Here is a 21,515-nt window from a genome sequence, read left to right on the forward strand (position 1 = left end):
ATTGGTAATTAATTTTACTTTAATTCTTAACACTCCTGAGGGTTGCTTATGTTATTCAACGGCGATTTAACAACGATTTGTCCTATTAGACAAAGAATCCGTGACTTCTACCGCATAGATGAAAATGCGGTTATTGATCATATTTTACCGCTTGCAGAAGTAGGCGTAAAAGCACGAAGTCGTGCCTGGGAAAGAGCCCGCCAGATTGTTTTAAACATTCGTAAAGAGCAAGATGGGCAAGGCGGTGTTGATGCGCTTTTAAATGAATTTTCACTCTCTAGTGAAGAAGGCGTTGTATTAATGTGTTTGGCCGAAGCGCTGCTTCGCGTACCAGACAAAGCAACTCAAGATGTACTGATTCGTGACAAGTTAGCGAAAGGTGATTGGAGCTCTCATTTAGGCAGCAGCGATTCTTTATTCGTAAACGCGTCTTCTTGGGGATTATTAGTTACCGGTAAAATGGTTAACTACACAGACAAAACGAAAGAACAACAGTTCGGCATGCTTAAAAAGACCATTGGTCGTTTAGGTGAGCCAGTTATTCGTAAGTCTGTAAATTTTGCTATGAAAATTATGGGTAAGCAATTCGTTATGGGTCGTACCATTGACGAAGCAATTGAACGTGCTGCCGATACAGAGCAAAAAGGTTATGTATATTCTTACGATATGCTAGGCGAAGGCGCGCGCACAATGAAAGATGCGAAGCGTTACTTTGACAGCTACATGAATGCTATACACTCGATTGGTAAAGCGGCAAATGGTCGTGGTCCAATTAAGAGCCCTGGTATTTCAGTTAAGCTTTCTGCTATTCATCCACGTTATGAGTTCACTCATAAAGACCGTGTGATGGAAGAAATAGTCCCTAAGTTAAAAGAACTTGCGCTTGCTGCTAAGAAATACGATATCGGCTTTACCGTTGATGCTGAAGAAGCTGACCGTTTAGATATTTCATTAGATGTCATTGAAGCGGTATTTAGTGATGAAGATCTTGGTGATTGGCAAGGATTTGGCTTAGCGGTTCAAGCGTACCAAAAACGCGCTATTTTTGTAATTGAATGGCTAACAGACCTTGCAACCCGTGTTGGTCGTAAAATGATGGTACGTTTAGTTAAGGGCGCGTACTGGGATACTGAAATCAAAACCACACAACAAGATGGTTTAGAGCATTTCCCTGTATTTACTCGTAAAGCAACAACCGATGTTTCTTACAAAGCATGTGCAATTAAAATGCTTGAAGCGCGCGACGTACTTTATCCACAATTTGCTACACATAACGCTTACACTGCCGCGACTATTTTAGAAGTAGCGAAAGGCGACAACACCGGTTTTGAATTTCAACGTTTGCACGGTATGGGTGAATCATTATTCGACCAAATCGTTAACGAAGAAAAAATTCAATGTCGTGTATATGCCCCAGTTGGTCAACACGAAGACCTACTTGCTTACCTTGTTCGTCGTTTGTTAGAAAATGGTGCTAACTCATCATTTGTAAACGCGATTGTAGATACAACAAAACCTGTTGAATCATTACTACCAGACCCTGTAGAAACACTGCAAGGCCTGCGTAACAAGTACAATACGCAAATCAAAATGCCAATTGATTTATACGGTGAAGAACGTGCTAACTCTAAAGGCATGGATTTAACCGATATTAATGTTATTACCCCTTTCAAAGAGAATCTTGAAACATGGTTTAATGAGCACTTAATTGAGCAAAGCCAAGTACCAGAAGGCTCATTGGCTGTTAAAAACCCAGCAAATCACAAAGAAATCATCGGCCACGTTAAGTTACAAACTGGCGAAGAGATGAAAGTATTACTGGCTAACGCTGAAGCGGCACTTAAATCATGGTCACAAACACCAGTAAAAGAGCGAGCTAATTTACTGCGTCGCGTTGCTGACATTTTAGAGCGTCATCATGATGAACTAGTCGCTATCTGTATTAAAGAAGCGGGTAAAGTAGCGCAAGATGGTATTGATGAAGTACGTGAAGCGGTTGATTTTTGTCGTTACTACGCAGCGCGCGCTGAAGAGTTATCTAAAGATGAGCGTTTTGAAGCCCGTGGCGTTATTTTATGTATTAGTCCGTGGAACTTCCCGCTTGCAATATTCTTAGGTCAAGTTGCTGCTGCGATTGTTACAGGTAACACTGTAATTGCCAAGCCTGCTGAGCAAACAAGTTTAATCGCCCTTCGTGCCATTGAACTAATGCTATCTGTTGGTTTACCTGAGCACGTTGTTCAACCTGTTATTGCTCGTGGTTCTGAAGTAGGTAAAACAATTGTTCCTGATGAGCGCATTCAAGCGGTTATGTTTACAGGTTCTACTGAAACAGGCACATTAATTTCCCAAACACTTGCTGCACGTAACGATATTCAAGTACCGTTAATTGCAGAAACAGGTGGCCAAAACTGTATGATTGTTGACTCAACGGCGCTTCCTGAGCAAGTAGTTGACGATGTGATCAGTTCTGGTTTTCAAAGTGCTGGCCAACGTTGTTCTGCTCTTCGTGTTTTATTCATTCAAGATGACGTAGCAGATGGCATTATCGAAATGCTTAAAGGTGCTCTAGCTGAGTTACACATTGGCGATCCATCGTTACTATCAACTGATGTTGGTCCTGTAATTGATGAAAAAGCACTTAAAAACTTAAATGAACACGTTGAGTACTTAAAAGGTAATTCTATACTTCATTACGAATGTAAAATTCCTGATAATACTCAAAATGGCGCATACTTTTTTGCTCCTCGTTTATACGAAATCAAAGACTTATCAGTACTTAAACGTGAAGTATTTGGCCCATGTGTTCATATTGTTCGCTTTAAATCGAATGAACTTGATGATGTGATGGATCAAATAAATAACACGGGCTATGGTCTGACAATGGGTGTTCATTCACGTATTGAAGAGCGCTGTGAGTACCTTGCTAAAATGTCACGTGCAGGTAATGTTTACATTAACCGAAACATGATCGGTGCCATTGTTGGTGTGCAACCGTTTGGTGGCCGTGGTTTATCAGGTACTGGCCCTAAAGCCGGTGGCCCTAACTACCTACAACGTTTAGTAAAAGAAAAAGCATCACCAGATAACGTACAGATGACTAATCTAACGCCTGACGAACTTGATTTACACCACTACAGCGGTGCGAATGAGCAAGTTAAAAAGCTAATGATTAACTCAATGCGCGATGAGAAAATTTGGCGTGCAACACCACTGAATGACCGTGTTTCGGCTGTACGTCAGTTGCTTGCTAAAATCGCGACGGTAGAAATTATCGACGATTTAGCAGACGACTTAGCATTAACATTATCAGAAGCACGTGCACAGCTTAACCGCCTTGAAAAGCACATGCGTAAGTTTACTACCCTGCCCGGGCCAACGGGTGAGTCTAATACACTTCATCTAGAAGCACGTGGTTGTGTAGTGTGTTATGCAGATAAGAGCACATCATTTAACTTCTGGGCATTGTCTATCATTACTGCTATTGCCGCAGGTAACACCGTAATTACGGTAGCGTCTGAGTTATTTTATGATGAAGCCGTCGCTTTTAAAGATAAATTTATCTCTACAGGGGTTGCTGAAGGTGTTTTCCAGGTAGCTAAACCTAACCAGTTACAAGCTATTTTGGCTCACCCTCATTTAGCCGGTGCGGTAGTTGCTGCTCGCTCGTCTCGCTTAGGCTACTTTAGCCAGCAGCTTGCACAGCGTAAAGGTGCAATTTTACCAGTAATTAGCTCTGAGTATTACGATACGTTAATCAAACGTCTTATTACTGAAAAAACAATCAGTATTGATACAACAGCATCAGGTGGTAACACATCACTAATGACGCTTGTTGAAGACGATGAATAAGCGCTCTAATACTATTTAGCTTATTTTTTATAAAAGGCACTGAAAAAGTGCCTTTTTTATTAGATAAAAATGAATATATTTGTTAATTTAGAGAGAGATTAGCAACCGAAGTTGAAAAATTGAAAACTATTCCTATCTCAAAGCTACTACCTGGTATGTTTGTGCAAAGCGTTACGAAGCAAACAGGCTCTATTAAAGTCACAAATCAAGGCTGGGTTAAAACGCCTGAGAGTATCGATAAGCTTAAAAAGGCAGGAATTTTAGAGGTAATAATAGATCCCAATAAAACACTCATTGATACAGTCCTTGAAAAAGATCCAATCGCGATACCTCAAGAAAAAATAAAACGTGACCCTTGGCAAAAGACGCTGAGTAGCGAGCAAGAAATGGGGAAAGCAAAAAAGCTCTACGATGAAGCAAAAACACTACAACTAAAAGCATTTAAAGATATTGAAGCAGGCCGTAATATAGATATAGCTCCTTTTAGAGAGCTTGCGAGTGGCTTCATGGACTCTATTTTTAGAAATCAAGATGCGCTAGCATGTCTTACGCAAATGCGTCAAAAAGATGCTTATCTTCTAGAGCATTCTATTAATGTTTCGATTTTAATGAGTATTTTTGCAAAGCATTTAGGTATAGAAAAAGAAATTATAGAGCAGCTAACAACAGGAGCTCTTTTGCACGATATTGGTAAAATAAAAATCCCTGATGAAGTACTTAATAAGCCAGGTCGTTTTACTGAAGCTGAATTTGAAATAATGAAAAAACACTCTCTTTTTAGTAAGGAGATTTTAGAAGAGGCCGGCTTAACCGGTATTGCTGTTGATATAGCTGGTATGCATCATGAAAGATTGGATGGCAAAGGCTATCCGTTTGGTAAGAAAGGCGACGAGATAAGTCAGTACGTACGTATGGCGTCAATTGTAGATGTGTATGATGCACTTACAGCTGAACGCGTCTATAAAGCGGGTATGGAGCCAATTAAAGCATTCAAAATTTTAAAAGAGGGGTGTCCGGATAGTTTTGATACTGGTCTACTCACCAAGTTTATTCAATGTATTGGTATCCATCCTGTAGGGACGTTAGTTAAACTGTCTAGTCAAAAGGTGGGGTTAGTGATTGAAAGCAACCCAGCTAAGCCGTTAAAGCCGGTGGTTAAAGCATTCTATAGTGCTAAACATAGCCGCTATACGCAAATACAGAACATTGATTTATCAAGCAAAAAAAATTCAGATACGATTGAATGTGCTATTAAACCCAAAGAATATAATATTGATTTAGAGCGTTTTTACAAAAACTCTATTTTACCTTAGGCATATAAAGCTACTTCATTAAAATGATTAATTGTATATTGAAGTAGCCTCAATAATTTTTATTCAGGCCAGTCTTGTAGTGCTTTGAGACTAAATTCATAACCATCAAAATCAAGTACACTTTGCTCAGGTGTAATCTCTCTTACAGTTAGAACACCAATGCTCTCCCCTTCATGTAACTCTCGGCCATTTAGCTTGATCCAACGCTTATCAGCACTCGATGAATAAATATGCGCTTGATATTTAATACTAGGTAACATTGATTGCAAACCATCAGGTAGCAATTCTACAGGCTCAACACGTGATGACGTTTTTGATGCGTGGGTAACCTCATAATCTTGGTTTTTTTCGACATCTTGTATAGCTTGCGCAAATGCATTTTTAAGCGTTGTAGGCACTCCATCAAGCTCAGGGTCATCCGTCTGTTGAGATTGGGTGCTGCCATTAATTGGCTTACCCAGCACTTTATACTTACTCATATCTAATTGAGCTGATGCCGTATTTTGACTTTGATTTTGCCCAAATGCCGAAACGTTTTGTGTATTATTTGGATTATAATTATTTTGTGGATTAAATACTGGCTGATTATAACCTATTGCGCTCGTGACCTGACTCGATGGCATAGGGATATATTGCCCATTAGGCGTTAGTAACATTTGCTGTACACCATTAGGTGTTTGCACATGTACAATTTGCCCTTCAATCGTCGCAGTATTTGTTGGGGCCACTTTAGCGGGTTCTAACTTAGCTACTTGCTGATTTTCAGCTTCAGCATCTTCCTCTTTAACTTCTTTGTTAGGCGATGATTTTTCGCTTTCCACCACCTTAATTACAGCGGGTTCCGCTGCGTTTAATAAAGTAGTACTTTGAAACCACTTTCCGGCGGTAAAGCCACCAGCTACAGCAATAAAAGCAGCTAAGCTTGTACCAAATACTAATGCTAATCGTCTATAACGCTTAAGTGCTTGCTGTTGCTTTAACTGCTCAGATTGTAAGTCGTACTGTTCAGCACTCATATCTGATTGCTGCGACTGCTTTAGCGCATCTAATAAATAAGACATAACTTACCTAACTATAAAATAAATGAAAGCCCAATACCTACGGCAAATAAAGCAGCGAATGCAAGGCTATATGATACAAATGATGTTCCCTTGTTCGCTTCGTTAACCGGTGCTACAAAATCCATGGGTAATGACTCATGTGCTGATTTTTTTATTATATCGCTATCAACTATCAACTGCTGCTTTGCAAAAGTCCCAACTAAAGCACGCTCACATACCAAGTTCATTAATCTTGGCACACCGCCAGTTAATTGATGAACAGCTTGCATGGCATCCATCGAAAAAATTCCTTTATCACACCCTGCAACATGTAAACGGTGCTTTATGTAAGCAACTGTTTGGCCTTGCGTAAGTGGCAATAAATGATAACGAGCTGTTATTCTCTGGGCGAGTTGCCTTAATTCATTGCGTTTTAAAAGCTCTTGTAGCTCAGGTTGACCAACCAATACTATTTGTAATAATTTTTTATGATCGGTTTCTATATTTGTCAGCAAACGTAATTGCTCAAGCACGTTAGGGGCCAGTAATTGTGCTTCGTCAATAATAAGTATCGTGTGCCCGCCCGATTTATTATTAGTCTCTAAATGCTTTTTTATAATATCGGTAAGGCTTTTTAGCGTAGCATTACTGGCATCGTAATTAATGTCGAGCTCATCACAAATACTGGCTAATAACTCCAGCTCTGAAAGCGCTGGATTATGGATCATCGCTACTTGAGTGTTTTCAGGAAGCTGCTCTAACATACTGCGGGTAATTGTCGTTTTACCAGTACCTACTTCACCTGTTAATAATACAAAACCACCGTCTTCACCTAATCCATAGGTAAGGTGTGCTAAGGCTTCTTTATGTCGTTCACTTAAAAATAAGTAATGAGGGTTGGGCGAAATCGAAAAAGGTTTTTCGTTCAGGCCAAAATAGCTTAAATACACCGTGATGTTCCTTCGTAATTAAATCACGGCCTATAATGGCAAAAAAACGCGCTTAGTGACAACGTTGTAAGCGCTTTATTATTGAAATAACGTAAATTTATGTAAAACAAAAAAATGCAGCGGTTTAAAGCTGCACTTTCATCTATCTAATCTTAGTATGTACTTTATTCTTCGTAGCGAACTAACCGTAAATACACATTACTGGTTTTAGCATGCAAGCTATTCAACCCACTATCAAATTGATAAACCCACGCAGAGCTCATAGTGCTCACACCTGATGTATTTGACCAATAGTTTTGAAGCTTAGTGCCAAAAAACACCTCTTCATTAATACTCGGCTCGGTGCAACTGTGCTCTAAAATACTCGCCAGTTCTTTAATGTTAGGCATTTGCCAATCATAGTAATCTGCGGTTGTATCATTTTTAGCACCACGTAGTGCTTCTTGCCAAGTAAGAGAAGGTGTAGAGCCTTCACAAAGCTGCGTCTCTGTATTATAAGTTTGCCCATAACTACAGCGTTGCCACATTAAACCTGTTTCGGTATCAGACACGGTACCATCAGTATTTATTGTAAATCTATCTGTCGGTGTTGTGGTATCTACACCATCGTAGCAAGTTTGCGCCGCTGTAATATTAAAGCTCAAGCTTATAGTTGTTAGTGCATAGAGTAATTTCAATTTCATTATTTTCTCCTAACGGCTTCTAACTAAACGTACATAAGCGGCATTTTCTTTTGGATAAGCAAGGTCATTACCATCACTCATGTCAATAATGTACGCTTGCGATAAACTTGTACCATCGGCTGCAGTTTGCGAGGTCCAATAAGGTAAATTAACGCTGTTTATTGCACCAGAGACAGGGATATTAGGAAAGAAACTTTCATCTATTAATACTCTTTGTCCTTGCTTACCATAATCAATTAGGCCTAGCAGTTCATTATAAGTAGGTACTCGCCAATTTGTACCTCCACAAAAATCAAGCGCATTAACTTCATCAATATAAGTTCGTAAACCACAGTCCGTATTACTAGGACAAGTTGTATTTGCCCCACCTGCAGTTGTAACTCCTGACGTTGTATCTCCTATATCCCAAATATAATGATTTTGTCCATCTCGCAAAACCGTACTTGGCACTACACCCGATGCAGCACTTTTTACTTCCCAAACTAAACCAGTTAGATTATCGCGAATACAGGTAAAGTCACTACTATCATCACCAACTTCATCAGCAAATTCATTTAGTTTTGTGTAATCGAATGCTAAATTACCTTTCCCTGCTTTTTCAAGGTCATTGGCGTAACTATCACGGCCTAGTTCAGCATCTTGTGCTGGGAAGTCTTCGTCACCGCAATTAATACGTTGCGCGTTATTAAAGCACTCGCCAACACCACTGTCGTTTATAAGCCCGAGTGCTTTTGGTGATACATCAATAAATAAAGAGTCTGTATCGTTACGCCCTTTTGAGTCAGTTACCGTTACTTCAAAGCTCAATGTGGTTTGTGTATCTACATCAGAGGCAATAAATGTCGCTGTACATTGGTCACTATTGATTAATGTTTCAGCATTACCGGTAAGTTGTTGCCATTTACACTGATAGGTATCGGTAACAGTTTCGCTATTAGTTGCATCAAGCGTTACTTGTTCAAACTCTTCGACATTTTTATCAGCGCCCGCATTTGCATCCACTAACTCATTTGTTTTGTTAAGGGTCATTGAATATTGAGTACTCGCCTCACCACCTTCATCATCAGTGACCGTTAGCTGCCAAGATAAATTTGCGTTACTTTCAAGCAATGGATGAGAAAAGCTAAGAGTTGACTCATTAAAGCTGGCAATATCTAAATCAGGACCTGATAGCAGTTGCCACAAATAACTATCAATTTGGCCATTATCATCAGGATCGCTCGACTCAAGGCCGCTCAAAGTCACTGTATCTTTGTATACAGAAGGAAGTGTTTCAGGAGATGTTTGGGTAACAACAACAAGTGGGAGTTGATTATTAGAGCTCACTAAAATAGAAATATCGTCACTAACAGCGCTACTACCCGTACTTTGATAGCTTACTCTTAAGATTATTACACTGTCAGTTTTCACATCAGGTGCTTTCAATGTTTGCTCAGCGCCATCAAGCACAAAGCCATCTAAGCTTGGGCCGCTAACTTGCTGCCATGTGAACGTACCATCAGCGGGGGAACCTTGTGCTGTGATAATAAATTCGCTTTTTTCAGTGATTTGTAAATCAATACCAGCATTAACAGACGTTTCTACAACTGTATTATTGCTATCACCACCACCGCCACATGCACTCAGTAAACCACAAAAAATGAGAGAAATTGAAGCAAACGCTTTCATACGCAACACCTTGTTATGTCAAATAATTACTATGGCGTAATTATAAGCAATAAAGGTGCCATCAAAGCGTTACATGTAGGCATCTTGATGGATACGCACAAATAGCTTTGTGCCTACCTTGCTGTAGTCAACTTTATACTCTCGCCCATCTAAAGCTTGAATAAAAAGCAACTGTTTCTCTTCTCCAAATACATCGGCGCTAGCCACATGAACCAGTTCTAGGTAGCGTTCTTTTGCATCGCGACGGTTCTTAGGAAGTTCTTCTTTAAAAGGCTCTAAACCATGTTGCGTTACTTTAATTCGAGGATGAATTTCAGAGTTTATAATTACTAAATCATGCTTTCTATCTTTATGTATTATGGTGTTTCTACCACTTTTTAAAAAGGCTCTGTCTTGGCTCATTTTCTTTCCTACAGCCGCAGCTTAATTATTAATTTGCGACGCTATAAACTGACTAGGTTCGCGCTTCCACTTATTTAAGTTAGCACTGAATACCCAAATATCTCTATCTAACACACTGGCTGGTAATAATAAATCGTAACCGGTTAACAGTTGAAGGTGCTTAGTCCTGTTAGCAAACATAGCTATAAGCCCAGTATAGCTTATCCCTTTATGGGATGTATAATGTGTATCTTCTATTAGCCATTCTGATGGGCAATTACCATATTTGCAATGTTTTTGAACAACTTGCATAAATAAGTTGCGCTGCTCTATTAATAACTTTCCGGCAATTCGAGGCGCTATACTTGTTAAAAAGTCATCTATGTCGTTTACCTTAACACCAACCGCATTTAATTCTAAATAATCAAAGCCATCTTCTACTTTGGGTATACCACTGTGATGAAAGTTACTGTGAGGCATACACCAAGCTCCGTACTTATGGCAATAAATGAGCTCAGATTCACTTAATATAAGGCTATGATATGGCTCTTGGGTTTTTAAAAAGCCAATAAAGATAGCAGCAAGGCACAAACTCACTAAAAAAACTTCAAGGATACTGATCTCCCCTGGCCTTAGTAAATTAAATAGCATAATAAAGACTAAGCCTATTGCACCTGCAATAAGCACCTCAATTGCGTTTCGCGCACCTTGTGCCCGAAACTTAATGACATTGTTAGATTTATCCATGTTGGTAAAACATCATATAAAAAACAAACATAATAATAGCCCAAATTATGAGTTTTCTTGTTGTTATACATAAGTTACAGGTGGTTTTAAATTTCATACATTACCGCTTTTTCCTCAACAAAATAGGAACAATGAATAAATCTTATTTACTTTTACGCTTAACGCACAAATTTATGAGACACATAACCGCCTTTTCCCGGTCTTATTTCGTACAATACATATAATTAATTTTCAGGTATGAAAACGATGTACTCAAGACAGTCAGGTAAAGCACTTTTTCCATTTATTATTACGTTACTACTAATATTTAGCGTTTATTTATATTTACCCGCTAGCCACGGCGAACAAGCCGATTTATCACAAATGTCTACTCAAGTAACAGCTCATACTGTTACTTCTCAGGAAAACGCAGTGATGATAGAAGCGATCGGTAGCGCGCGTGCAAACCAAGCAATCTATATAAAAAGTGCGCAAAACGATTATGTCACAGATATATATTTTAAAGACGGCGACTTAGTCAGTAAAGGACAAAAGTTAGTACAGTTACAGAGCCAACAAGAACAGCTTGCAGTTAAAGAACTTGGCATCAACTTACGTGAAGAACAACGCCAGTTAGATCGCCTTACCGAACTTTCACGCTCGCAATCAACGGCAAAGTCGTTACTTGAGGAGCAGTTATCTCGTGTTGATGCCACTGAAGCTCAACTAGAAAGCGCTAAAACTAAATTAAACGAAATGACTATTAGTGCGCCCTTTTCAGGCCTGTTAGGTAAGCGTGAAATATCAATAGGTGCCTACGTAAGTAATACAACAATAATCACAACACTTGATGATATTAGTATTATTAAAGTTGACTTTAAAGTACCTGAAAAATATTTAGCACAATTAAATATGGGCATGAAAGTGCTTACGCAAAACGATGCCTATCCGGGGCAAACATTTAACGGCAAGGTAACGCATATTAGCTCGCGTATTGATTCGGTAACACGCAGTGTTGAAGTAACAGCAAGTTTTGCTAATAAATCAGGATTACTTCGCCCTGGTATGTTACTAAATACAGCACTTGAGCTAAGCAGCAACCAAGCTTTAATGGTGCCAGAAAAAGCGGTTATACCTTTGCAAGACAAACACTTTGTTTTTCAAATTCAAGATGGGATAGCTAATAGAATTGAAGTGCATGTTGCTAGCAGAAATAATGGCTGGGTTGCTATCGACGAAGGCCTAACTGATGGCGAGCAAATTGTTACTGAGGGGCTAATAAAAATTCGCTCTGGAAGTAAAGTAAGCGTAAAGGGGTAATACGTGAAAATTACTGATACTAGCGTTAAACGCCCCGTTTTTGCCATAGTAATTAATTTACTGCTTCTTACTTTTGGACTGGTTGCGTTTACTATGCTGCCACTTCGTGAATACCCGGATATTGAAACGCCGATTGTAAATATCAGCACTGAATACACAGGTGCTTCTGCCGAAATTATAGAAACCAAAATAACGCAAATAATAGAAAATCGAATTTCGGGTATTGAAGGTATTAAAAGTATTGACTCATCGAGTCGTAATGGGCGTTCAAACATTACCATTGAGTTTGATATTAACCGTGATATAGATGCAGCATCTAACGATGTACGCGAACGTGTAGCACGTGCACTTGATAGTTTGCCTGATCAGGTACGCCCGCCAGAAGTATCTAAATCAAATAGTGATGAAAGCCCTATTGCATGGTTTGTATTAAACAGCGAAACAATGGACTCGTTACAGCTATCTGATTACGCGCAGCGTTTCATTGTTGATCGTTTAGCTGTGGTAGATGGCGTATCTAATGTGCGTATTGGTGGTGAGCGTCAATACGCCATGAAAATTTGGCTAAACCGTCAAGCAATGGCTGCACGCGGTATTACTTCAAGCGATATTGAAAATACACTGCGTACAGAAAACGTTGAACTACCCGCCGGCGAAATAGAATCAATAGATCGTGACTTTACCGTGCGTACTGCTCGTAGTTATAAAGATCAGCGCGATTTTAAGAATCTGGTAATTAAACGTGGTGATGAAGGTTACTTAGTACGTTTAGGTGAAGTTGCCGATGTACGTTTAGAAGCTGCCGATGACGAAAGCTTATTTCGTGGTAACGGGCGTAATATGATTGGCTTAGGTATTGTAAAACAAGCTAAAGCAAACACACTAACCGTAGTAGATAACGCACGCAGCGAACTTGAAAAAATCAAACGCAACCTACCTGAAGGCACCACAATTCAAGACAGCTACGATTCATCTGTATTCATTAAAGAGTCTATTAATGAAGTTTACAGCACACTTGCCATCTCTATGGGTTTAGTCGTACTCGTTATATTTTTGTTTTTAGGCAATATACGAGCAACGCTTATTCCTGCGGTCACCGTACCGGTCGCACTTGTTGGTAGCTTTATGTTTTTATTGGCAATGGGCTACTCAATTAACTTACTAACTTTACTTGCCTTAGTACTGGCCATTGGTTTAGTAGTAGATGATGCCATTGTAATGCTTGAAAACATTCACCGCCGTATTGAACTGGGTGAGCCGCCGTTACTAGCTGCATTTAGAGGCGCGCGTGAAGTAGGTTTTGCCATAGTAGCAACCACTCTTGTACTTATATCTGTGTTTGTGCCATTAGTATTTATGGATGGTCGTATAGGTGCATTATTTACTGAGTTTGCTATGGCGGTAAGTGCTGCCGTATTTTTCTCAAGTGTTACAGCGCTTACTCTCGCACCAGCCTTGTGCTCAAAAGTACTTAAAGTATCAGACAAACCAAATAAATTTAGCCAATGGATGGACCGTCAATTTACTAAAATTGAAATAAGTTACCGTAATTCACTCTCCACTAACATAACCCGTAAATGGGGCTTAATGGTGAGCTTATTATTAGCTGGCTTTGTTAGTTACTCATTGTTCTTACAAGTTCCTTCTGAGCTAACGCCAAAAGAAGACCGTGGTACATTCTTTATTATGATGAGCGGCCCAGAAGGCGCAAGTTACGAGAACAATGCTGCTAATATGGCTAAAATTGAAGAGCGCTTAATGCCTTATTCGCAAGCTGGTGAGCTAAGTCGCGTACTTGTTCGAGTACCTGGTTGGGGTGGCAGCGGCGGTGTTGCGATTGTGGGTATGGCCGATTGGGATAAACGCAAACGCTCAACATGGGAAGTAATGGATGAAATAAGCGGTAAAATGCAGGAAGTTACCGATGTTCGTGCATTTGCCATTATGCGCCGTGGTATTGGCGGTGGTGGCTCATCTCGCCCTATTGAGTTTGTATTGCAAGGTAATGATTATGCACAACTAGCCGATTGGCGTGACCGTATAATAAAGCGTGCTGAACAAAACCCTGGTTTAGTAAGAATCGATCATGATTATAAAGAAACCTTCCCGCAGTTTTTAGTCAGCATAGATAAAAACAAGGCTGCTGATTTAGGCGTTTCGGTATCTGATGTAGGCCGTACACTAGAAACAATGTTGGGTCAGCGCCGTGTTACGACCTTTATTGACCGTGGTGAAGAATATGATGTGATTTTAAAAGGGACAAAAGAAGATTTTACCAATCCTACTGATATTTCAAATATATACCTTAAATCACGAAGCGGTGAACTAGTTCCACTTGATAGCCTTATCAGCTTAAAAGAAGAAGCAACCGCATCGCGCTTAAACCGTTACAACCGTATGCGCGCAATTACATTAAGCGCCAACTTAGCCGACGGTTATACACTTGAGCAAGCGCTTAACTTTTTAAACGAAGTAGCCGCGCAAGAAAACGATATAGATGGCGCAGTAGATTACAAAGGTGAATCGCAGCTTTATTACGAAGGCGCATCAGCGATGACCTACGTATTTATACTTGCACTCACCGTTACCTTCTTGGTACTTGCTGCACAATTTGAAAGCTTTATGCACCCATTTGTAATTATGCTTACCGTACCGCTTGGTTTAATGGGTGCTATGTTTGGGCTTTGGGCTACAGGACTTACCTTAAATATTTACAGCCAAATAGGTATTGTCATGCTCATAGGCTTAAGTGCTAAAAATGGTATTTTGATTGTGGAATTTACTAACCAATTACGCGATAAAGGCGTTGAGTTTAGTGAAGCAATACTACAAGCTGCTACCCAGCGCCTTCGCCCAATAATAATGACCTCACTAACAACCGTTATGAGCTCTGTTCCTTTGGTTTTTGCCTCTGGCCCCGGCGCCGAAAGCCGTATGGTAATTGGTGTAGTTGTGTTTACAGGGGTTATTGTATCTACCCTGCTGACTCTTTTTGTTGTACCTGCTGCGTATTATGCTCTATCGAAAAATACACAGTCACCTGAGTTTTTACAACAAAAGCTGAATAAACAAGCTGCTGATAAACCTTTCGAAGAGATCTAATCTCTTTATTGCGCCGTAACCTTGTTGTTGCGGCGCATACAATTTATGCTCGCCTTTAAACTCCATATACATTTTAGGAATACTTATGAGCTCAACAACGCAAGTAGCAACATTTGGTGGCGGCTGTTTTTGGTGTATAGATGCAGCATTTAGACGTGTAAATGGCGTATTGGATGTGAGTTCTGGCTATACCGGTGGCGAAACCGACACCCCTACCTATAATTCTGTATGCTCTGGCAAAACCGGGCACGCTGAGGTTGTTAAAATTGAATTTGATACTACTGTAGTTAGCTTTGAAACACTGCTAGCAATGTTTTTCACTTTGCATGATGCAACACAATTGAATCGCCAAGGTAACGATATAGGCACACAGTATAGAAGCGTTGTTTATTATCACGATGAAGCTCAACTAAAGCAAACCAATGAAATGATAGCTCAACTGCAAAGCCATGTGAGTGAGCCAATTGTGACAGAAGTCAGCCCTGCCACTACGTATTATCCAGCAGAGCATTATCATCAAGATTACTATAACGAAAACCCACAGCAGGGTTACTGTAGTATTTTAATAGCACCTAAATTACATAAGTTTGCAACCGTATTTAAAGAGTTCTTAGCTGATTAATACCAATCAGCATAAGTATAGAAGCTATTTAACGATAATAAAATTGCGCTCTAACTAGGCAAAAATTTTATATCTAGTGGTTCTAAATAAAAATTTATAACGACGTTAGCGTATGATTTAATCGGTTAAACTGTTTAGAGGTCTATGCAAATTGGTATAACTTAAAAGTAAACAGAAAATGCAAAAAGCCCGATAACTTATCGGGCTTTTGTATTTTTTATAACTAAATAATAAACTTAGAACTGGTAGCTAATCCCAGCAAATACTTGTCTGCTGGGTGCGCTGTAACCTAAAAGCTCACCACTTGCGGCAAAGCCAATACCCGCAGTGAAGTACTCTTTATCAGTTAAGTTTTCAATACGTGCATGTAGCGCTAGATTATCTAAAAGCTGATAGTTAGCAGCAATATTAAACACAGTAAACGCTGCAATTTCTGTATCGTAGTATGAAATTGAATCGCGAGATGAGCGATATAGCATGGTTAGATTGGCGTCAAAATATCCCCAACTTTTAGTAAGTGTATAATTAAATGCTTCAGATGGACGACGCGCTAACTCTTTACCCGTAGTTTCATCTTCTGTATCTAAGAAACTTAAGTTAGCGTTATGTTCAAATCCTAATGCGCTAAACTCAGCACTAATTTCAACCCCTTGCATAGACACACGCGCAACATTTGAAGGGACATATTTTCCCAAATTAGCGTCATATTGGTTTTCAATTAAGTTTGTAATATTATTATCAAAAATAGTAATATCGTAACGACCCCATTTTGTTGTAAGCGTAATGCCCAGCTCATTATTCACAGCCTCTTCGGGCTTAATATCGCTGTTACCTACATAATAGAGGCTATTCGTTACAAACGCGTTCACCAATGATGGTGCTCTAAATGCTGTACCGTGACTTGCACGAACACTAATATATTTATTAGCTTTATAACCAACACCTGTGCTATATGTATTAGCGCGACCGTGGTAATCGTAATCATCGGTTCTAATAACAGCACTAGCAAGCCATATGTCATCGTCATAAAAAGCACCAATAAATAATGCTTTATTATCGCGTTTTTCATGTAATGAAGTTGCTGTAGAACCGGATAAATCTTCTTGTAATAAATTAACACCGCCACTTAATTCTAGTGTTTGAGTTAAAGTATATAGACCACGATATTCTGCTTCAAAACGTTCAGTACTATAAAAAGTATTTACTGCAGTCCCTGTTTGCTCATTTTCTTCTTGCGATAAACTGACTGAAACACCTTGATTATAATTTTGAGAGCTTTTTTCCCAACCTAATTTAGCTATATAGTTTTCAAAATCATAAGCGTCGCTAGAGTATGCCGAGTCGTATTCACCCTCACCTTCACTATACTGTGCTTGTGCGCTAAATTGACCCAAATCTTCAGTATGATAGCTTAAGTTAAAACCAATATTTTTATTTCTATAGCCATCATCATCATGATCTTTAGTAATTGCAGCAGTAGGGTCTTTTTCAGTAACATCAAAGCCATCTGTTTCTTCATAACCTGCATTGTATTTAAAGCTCAACGCATCTTTAGCTACCCCACCTGCTAGCTGATAGTTTGAGTAACTATTGCTACCAAATGTTGCAGATAAGGTATTATTAATTGCATCACGAGTAATGATGTTAATAACCCCTGCGATTGCATCTGAACCATAAATGGCCGCGCGAGCACCTTTGATAACTTCGATACGTTCAATGCTATTAACAGGGATATTAGTAAGCGACACACTCCCCGAAGTCGCATCACTTATCCTAACACCATCCACCAAAACCAATGTGTATTTTGCCGACGCGCCACGTACAAATACATCCGCTTTTTGCCCAAAGCCCCCATTACTTACAATATCAAGACCAACAACTGTATTTAAAAGAGAGGGTAAGTCGCGTACGTTGCTTGCTTCTATTTCTGCACGCTCAATAACATTTACACTTGCTAAAACGTCATTGATTGATTGCTCAAATTTATTAGCTGTAACGGTTATTTTTTCAATTGATTGCTCTGCGCCAGACACAGAAAATGAAAGCGCAGCAGAAATAGCAACGCCTAAAGTTGTTTTGTTTAACATGATGTCCCCTACCTTTGCCCACCGCAAAGATTTAAGTAAGTAAGATTGCATCAAGGCCGGTCTCCGGACTCAGTAAGCACATCAAAATATGCAATACTTTACCGTTGCGGGGGCAGTGTTGGGCTTGTAGTCATCATGAAAACGCACCAACTTCCCGATTATCCTGCTAAAAAAATCATTACATGAAGTGGCTAGCAAGCACCTTGAAAATATGTCGCTATTGTGAGTATTTTGTTTACAAATGTCAATGGACGTCTATATAGCTAAAGCTAGATTTACCTATGATAAATACGAAAAATAACCTCACAGAAAAAAAGCCAAACATTACTGTTTAGCTTTTATTAATACATTCAACACACTCGTTAGCTAGGTTCTAGCAGGTGCACTTTAGTCACGAAAGTTTTTAAACTGAAAAGGCTGACCTAGCTCAGCGCTGCGCACTACTTGCATAGCCTCTTGAAGATCGTCACGTTTTTTACCCGTTACACGTACTTCTTCGCCTTGAATAGCAGCTTGAACCTTAACTTTAGAGTCTTTAATGGCTTTAACTACTTTTTTAGCCATGTCCTTTTCGATACCTTGCTTTAAGCCAACGTTACGAAATACATTTTTACCTGCACGGGTAATATCTTGAAGCTCTAAGCTTGATACATCCATACCACGCTTAGATATTTTGTTAGCTAAAATATCAAATAATTGCATAACCTGAGAGTCTGCTTCAGCTTTAAGCTTAATTGTTTTGTCATTTAGCTCAATAGATGCATCAACGCCTCTAAAGTCAAAGCGAGTCTCTAGCTCACGATTTGCATTATCAACTGCGTTTTTAGCTTCGTTCATTTCTACTTCAGATACAATATCAAATGAAGGCATTGGTTTGCTCCTAACTATTTAATCTTAATTTTATGTGGTAATTATAACGCTAAAATTATAAATCTTTACATTTTTCTGCATCTTGTTCAGGTGCGATATTAAATTAGTTTGATATACTTGCGCCTCTTTTTTAAGCGATTTTAGGATTTGTCGTGACAAGGCGTGTTTATCAAGCAATTTTTTTAATCAGCATAGTAGCTTTTACCTTTTTATTTGCCAAAGAAATAAAAGGTGGCGTTGTAAATTTATTTCCTCATGTTGATAAAGTCGCCCATTTTGGGATTTTTTTTATACTAGCCATAATAATGGATAAAGCGTTTAAGCTTCCTTTATATGCGCAAATACTTTTATTGGCAGGTTATGGTGCCTCTATAGAAATAATGCAAGACGCACTTCCATATAGGCAAGCATCACTCGGTGATTTTTTTGCTGATTTTGCAGGTGCCGCAAGCTACTTTTTACTTAGAGTAATTTTTACACCTCGAAAAAAGAACCCATATGGCTAATATTTTAATTGTCGGCGATGGTGCTATTGGCTTGTTACTTAGTCATTTTCTAAGTGCGTCGCATAATGTCAGTGTTTTAACTCGCAAAAGCCCAACAAATACCCGCTTTTATAGTCGAGGAAAGGGCGCATCAAAAAAAATTGACGCACAATTTATTACATTAAATCAGCTAAATAAAGCAGCTGAATTTGATGTTGTTTTATTTACCGTTAAAGCCTTTCAAGTACTTGATGCATTTACGCAAATAAAGCCATTTTTACCAAATCATTGCTCTGTTGTACTTTCGCATAACGGAATGGGTAATGTTGATGAGGTAAATAGCCAACTAAGCACTCACCAAGCACTCTACTTTTTAACGACAAGCATAGCGGGCTTTAAATCAAACCAATACATTGTGCAGCACACTGGTGAGGGACAAAGTGTTATTGGTGCTTGTAATGAATTAGCTTTTCAAAATAGCGCGCCAATAGCTGATATTTTTAAAGTGATACCCAGCCTAAAGTTTACTAATAACATTCAGCAGCTTCGTTTTGAAAAACTACTCGTAAATATTGCCATTAACCCATTAAGCGCTTTAAGTAATGTAAAAAATGGTGAGTTACGCACACCTAAGTACAACGCTATAATTTTTAATGCACTCACTGAAGCATGCAATATAGCAAACGTACAAGGGCTTAATATCCCATTGATTAAAGCACTAAATACCGCTTATAAAATAATGGAATTAACGTCTGACAATTACTCTTCAATGCAGCAAGACGTAGCGCATTGCAGAGAAACTGAAATATCAGCTATATGTGGCTATATTAGCCAACAAGGTAAACTTTACGGTATTCCTACACCTTACAATGATGAGTTGTTTGTCAAAATTCAGGCAAAAAAAAGCGTGGTATAAACCACGCTTATATTAATTCTTAACTTTAAGACGACAAACCTTATGGGCGGTAAACTTTTACCGTTTCAAAGCCTTGTTCGTGCAGCATAAGTGCCTGTAGTTGGCTCATTACGCCTCTATCACAATATAAATAGTAGTCAGTGTCTTTTGGTAAATCACCAAACTTAGTCGCCAGACGGAAGAATGGTAAATGCACCACTTCAATACCATCAATAACTAACGGTGCAGCTTCTTCTTCCTCTGGTGAGCGAATATCAACTACCACAGAGCCTACAGGTAAATCAGCAACCGATTCAGCTTCTTTAAGTTCTTGTTTGGCTTCAACGTCAATATCACGCACATCCATTATACGTGCGTTGTTTACAACGGTATCAAGTACATCAAAGTCGAACTTTTCTTCTTCACCAAGAATAACGTCTATTTTGGCTTTAACCGTTGGCTTTTTAGAAATAACACCACAGTATTCAGGCATTGTTTCTGCCATTTCGGCCGTACCAATTTGACGAGCAATATTAATAATTTCTTGCTTATCGTGTTGAATAAGCGGCCGTAAAATAAGCGTTTCAGTAACACGGTCAATCACGCTTAAATTCGCTAATGTTTGACTAGATACTTGGCCAATACTTTCGCCAGTCACAAGTGCTTGAATGTTTAACTTTTGCGCAACCACACTCCCTGCGCGCATCATCATACGTTTAAGTACAACACCCATTTGGCTGTTTTCAACGTTTTCTAAAATTTCAGCAACAACAGGTTCAAAATCAACCGTTACAAATTTAACTTTATGTGTAGAGCTGTATTTTTTCCATAAGTAGTAGCTTGCTTGCTTAACGCCAATTTCGTGCGCTGCGCCACCTAGATTAAAGAATAAAAAGTGTGTGCGTGCGCCTTTACGAATCATTTGGTAACTTGCTACGCCAGAGTCAAAACCACCAGACATAAGCGAAAGCACATCTTCTTGAGTTGGCAGAGGAAAACCAGCCATACCAAAATGTGTATGAGAAACAATGTAAGCTTTATCGTCTTTTACTTCTAGGCGTATTGTTACTTCTGGGCGGCTAAGCTTTACGCTTGCGCCTTCGATATGTTGATTTAATCCACCACCAACATAACGCTCTAAATCAGTTGAGGTAAAATCGTGTTGCCCTATGCGCTTAGCACGAACACAAAAGGTTTTACCCACAATAGTATGACCAACTAAAGCGATGGTTTTTTGATAAATATCATCAAGAGTTTCGAATTGTGTTTCGGTTACTTCAATAAATTGAACAATGCCAGGGATGCGTTTAAGGCTATCGATAAAATCAAGGCGAACTTGCGCGTCTTCAAGCTTTGTAACAACTGAAATGTTATCCCAGTTATTTCTTACTTGTACTTTTTCGTCAACACGGCGCAATACAATTTTAATGTTATTTTCTAACACTTTAGTAAAGCGTTTACGGACTGAACGGCTTTTAATGGCTATTTCAGGGTGTAGTTTGACGATAAATTTAAGCATAG

Annotated in this window: 16 protein-coding genes and 1 riboswitch; of the genes, 7 read left to right on the forward strand and 9 right to left on the reverse strand. The window is 39.1% G+C overall.

Annotated features, from left to right (window positions below; genetic code table 11):
* Nucleotides 1–48 precede the first annotated feature (48 nt).
* Nucleotides 49–3,852: a bifunctional proline dehydrogenase/L-glutamate gamma-semialdehyde dehydrogenase PutA gene (gene putA, locus GQR54_RS09085; protein ID WP_166377289.1), complete on the forward strand. Its 3,804-nt coding sequence runs from the start codon at nucleotides 49–51 to the stop codon at nucleotides 3,850–3,852.
* A gap of 119 nt (nucleotides 3,853–3,971) precedes the next feature.
* Nucleotides 3,972–5,165: an HD-GYP domain-containing protein gene (locus tag GQR54_RS09090; protein WP_166377291.1), complete on the forward strand. Its 1,194-nt coding sequence runs from the start codon at nucleotides 3,972–3,974 to the stop codon at nucleotides 5,163–5,165.
* A 59-nt stretch (nucleotides 5,166–5,224) separates the two neighbouring features.
* On the opposite strand, the gene GQR54_RS09095 is transcribed toward GQR54_RS09090, so the two are convergent.
* The 6 genes from GQR54_RS09095 to GQR54_RS09120 form a co-directional block, all read right to left on the reverse strand.
* Nucleotides 5,225–6,226: a general secretion pathway protein GspB gene (locus tag GQR54_RS09095; protein WP_166377293.1), complete on the reverse strand. Its 1,002-nt coding sequence runs from the start codon at nucleotides 6,224–6,226 to the stop codon at nucleotides 5,225–5,227.
* Between the two features lie 11 nt (nucleotides 6,227–6,237).
* Nucleotides 6,238–7,155: an AAA family ATPase gene (locus GQR54_RS09100; RefSeq protein WP_166377295.1), complete on the reverse strand. Its 918-nt coding sequence runs from the start codon at nucleotides 7,153–7,155 to the stop codon at nucleotides 6,238–6,240.
* Between the two features lie 164 nt (nucleotides 7,156–7,319).
* The gene (locus tag GQR54_RS09105; protein WP_166377297.1) at nucleotides 7,320–7,838 is read right to left on the reverse strand and encodes a DUF1566 domain-containing protein; all 519 of its coding nucleotides are present in this window, start codon (nucleotides 7,836–7,838) and stop codon (nucleotides 7,320–7,322) included.
* Nucleotides 7,839–7,847: 9 nt separating this feature from the next.
* Nucleotides 7,848–9,506, reverse strand: a complete 1,659-nt coding sequence (locus GQR54_RS09110; RefSeq protein WP_166377299.1) for a DUF1566 domain-containing protein — start codon at nucleotides 9,504–9,506, stop codon at nucleotides 7,848–7,850.
* A 69-nt stretch (nucleotides 9,507–9,575) separates the two neighbouring features.
* Nucleotides 9,576–9,908, reverse strand: coding sequence for a hypothetical protein (locus GQR54_RS09115; protein WP_166377301.1), 333 nt, complete (start codon nucleotides 9,906–9,908; stop codon nucleotides 9,576–9,578).
* A 21-nt stretch (nucleotides 9,909–9,929) separates the two neighbouring features.
* Nucleotides 9,930–10,634: a DUF2982 domain-containing protein gene (locus GQR54_RS09120; protein ID WP_166377303.1), complete on the reverse strand. Its 705-nt coding sequence runs from the start codon at nucleotides 10,632–10,634 to the stop codon at nucleotides 9,930–9,932.
* Nucleotides 10,635–10,880: 246 nt separating this feature from the next.
* Between GQR54_RS09120 and GQR54_RS09125 the strand changes: the two genes are divergently transcribed.
* The 3 genes from GQR54_RS09125 (at nucleotide 10,881) to msrA (ending at nucleotide 15,657) form a co-directional block, all read left to right on the forward strand.
* Nucleotides 10,881–11,933: an efflux RND transporter periplasmic adaptor subunit gene (locus GQR54_RS09125; RefSeq protein ID WP_166377306.1), complete on the forward strand. Its 1,053-nt coding sequence runs from the start codon at nucleotides 10,881–10,883 to the stop codon at nucleotides 11,931–11,933.
* 3 nt (nucleotides 11,934–11,936) lie between these two features.
* A complete protein-coding gene (locus GQR54_RS09130; protein WP_166377308.1) occupies nucleotides 11,937–15,035 on the forward strand; it encodes an efflux RND transporter permease subunit in 3,099 nt (1,032 codons plus the stop codon).
* Between the two features lie 85 nt (nucleotides 15,036–15,120).
* Complete coding sequence (msrA, locus tag GQR54_RS09135; RefSeq protein ID WP_166377310.1) at nucleotides 15,121–15,657, forward strand: peptide-methionine (S)-S-oxide reductase MsrA; 537 nt, start codon at nucleotides 15,121–15,123, stop codon at nucleotides 15,655–15,657.
* Nucleotides 15,658–15,893: 236 nt separating this feature from the next.
* Here msrA and GQR54_RS09140 read toward each other — a convergent pair whose 3' ends face one another.
* Nucleotides 15,894–17,744 (reverse strand): TonB-dependent receptor, encoded by a 1,851-nt coding sequence (locus GQR54_RS09140; RefSeq protein ID WP_166377312.1) that lies wholly within the window; start codon nucleotides 17,742–17,744, stop codon nucleotides 15,894–15,896.
* Between the two features lie 36 nt (nucleotides 17,745–17,780).
* Nucleotides 17,781–17,965: riboswitch (cobalamin riboswitch) on the reverse strand.
* Nucleotides 17,966–18,131: 166 nt separating this feature from the next.
* On the reverse strand, nucleotides 18,132–18,614 hold the full coding sequence (locus GQR54_RS09145; protein ID WP_007377833.1) for a YajQ family cyclic di-GMP-binding protein: 483 nt from the start codon (nucleotides 18,612–18,614) through the stop codon (nucleotides 18,132–18,134).
* 152 nt (nucleotides 18,615–18,766) lie between these two features.
* Here GQR54_RS09145 and GQR54_RS09150 point away from each other — a divergent pair, with 152 nt between their 5' ends.
* Both GQR54_RS09150 and GQR54_RS09155 read left to right on the forward strand, forming a co-directional pair.
* The gene (locus tag GQR54_RS09150; RefSeq protein ID WP_007581666.1) at nucleotides 18,767–19,120 is read left to right on the forward strand and encodes a VanZ family protein; all 354 of its coding nucleotides are present in this window, start codon (nucleotides 18,767–18,769) and stop codon (nucleotides 19,118–19,120) included.
* A complete protein-coding gene (locus tag GQR54_RS09155) occupies nucleotides 19,113–20,015 on the forward strand; it encodes a 2-dehydropantoate 2-reductase (protein WP_166377314.1) in 903 nt (300 codons plus the stop codon). Before GQR54_RS09150 ends, GQR54_RS09155 begins: the two co-directional genes overlap by 8 nt.
* A 40-nt stretch (nucleotides 20,016–20,055) precedes the next feature.
* Here the strand turns inward: GQR54_RS09155 and thiI are convergent, their stop codons facing one another.
* A complete protein-coding gene (thiI, locus tag GQR54_RS09160; RefSeq protein WP_166377316.1) occupies nucleotides 20,056–21,513 on the reverse strand; it encodes a tRNA uracil 4-sulfurtransferase ThiI in 1,458 nt (485 codons plus the stop codon).
* Between the last annotated feature and the right edge of the window lie 2 nt (nucleotides 21,514–21,515).

This window comes from Pseudoalteromonas sp. Z9A4 (genome assembly GCF_011378845.1).
Lineage (GTDB): Bacteria > Pseudomonadota > Gammaproteobacteria > Enterobacterales > Alteromonadaceae > Pseudoalteromonas > Pseudoalteromonas arctica.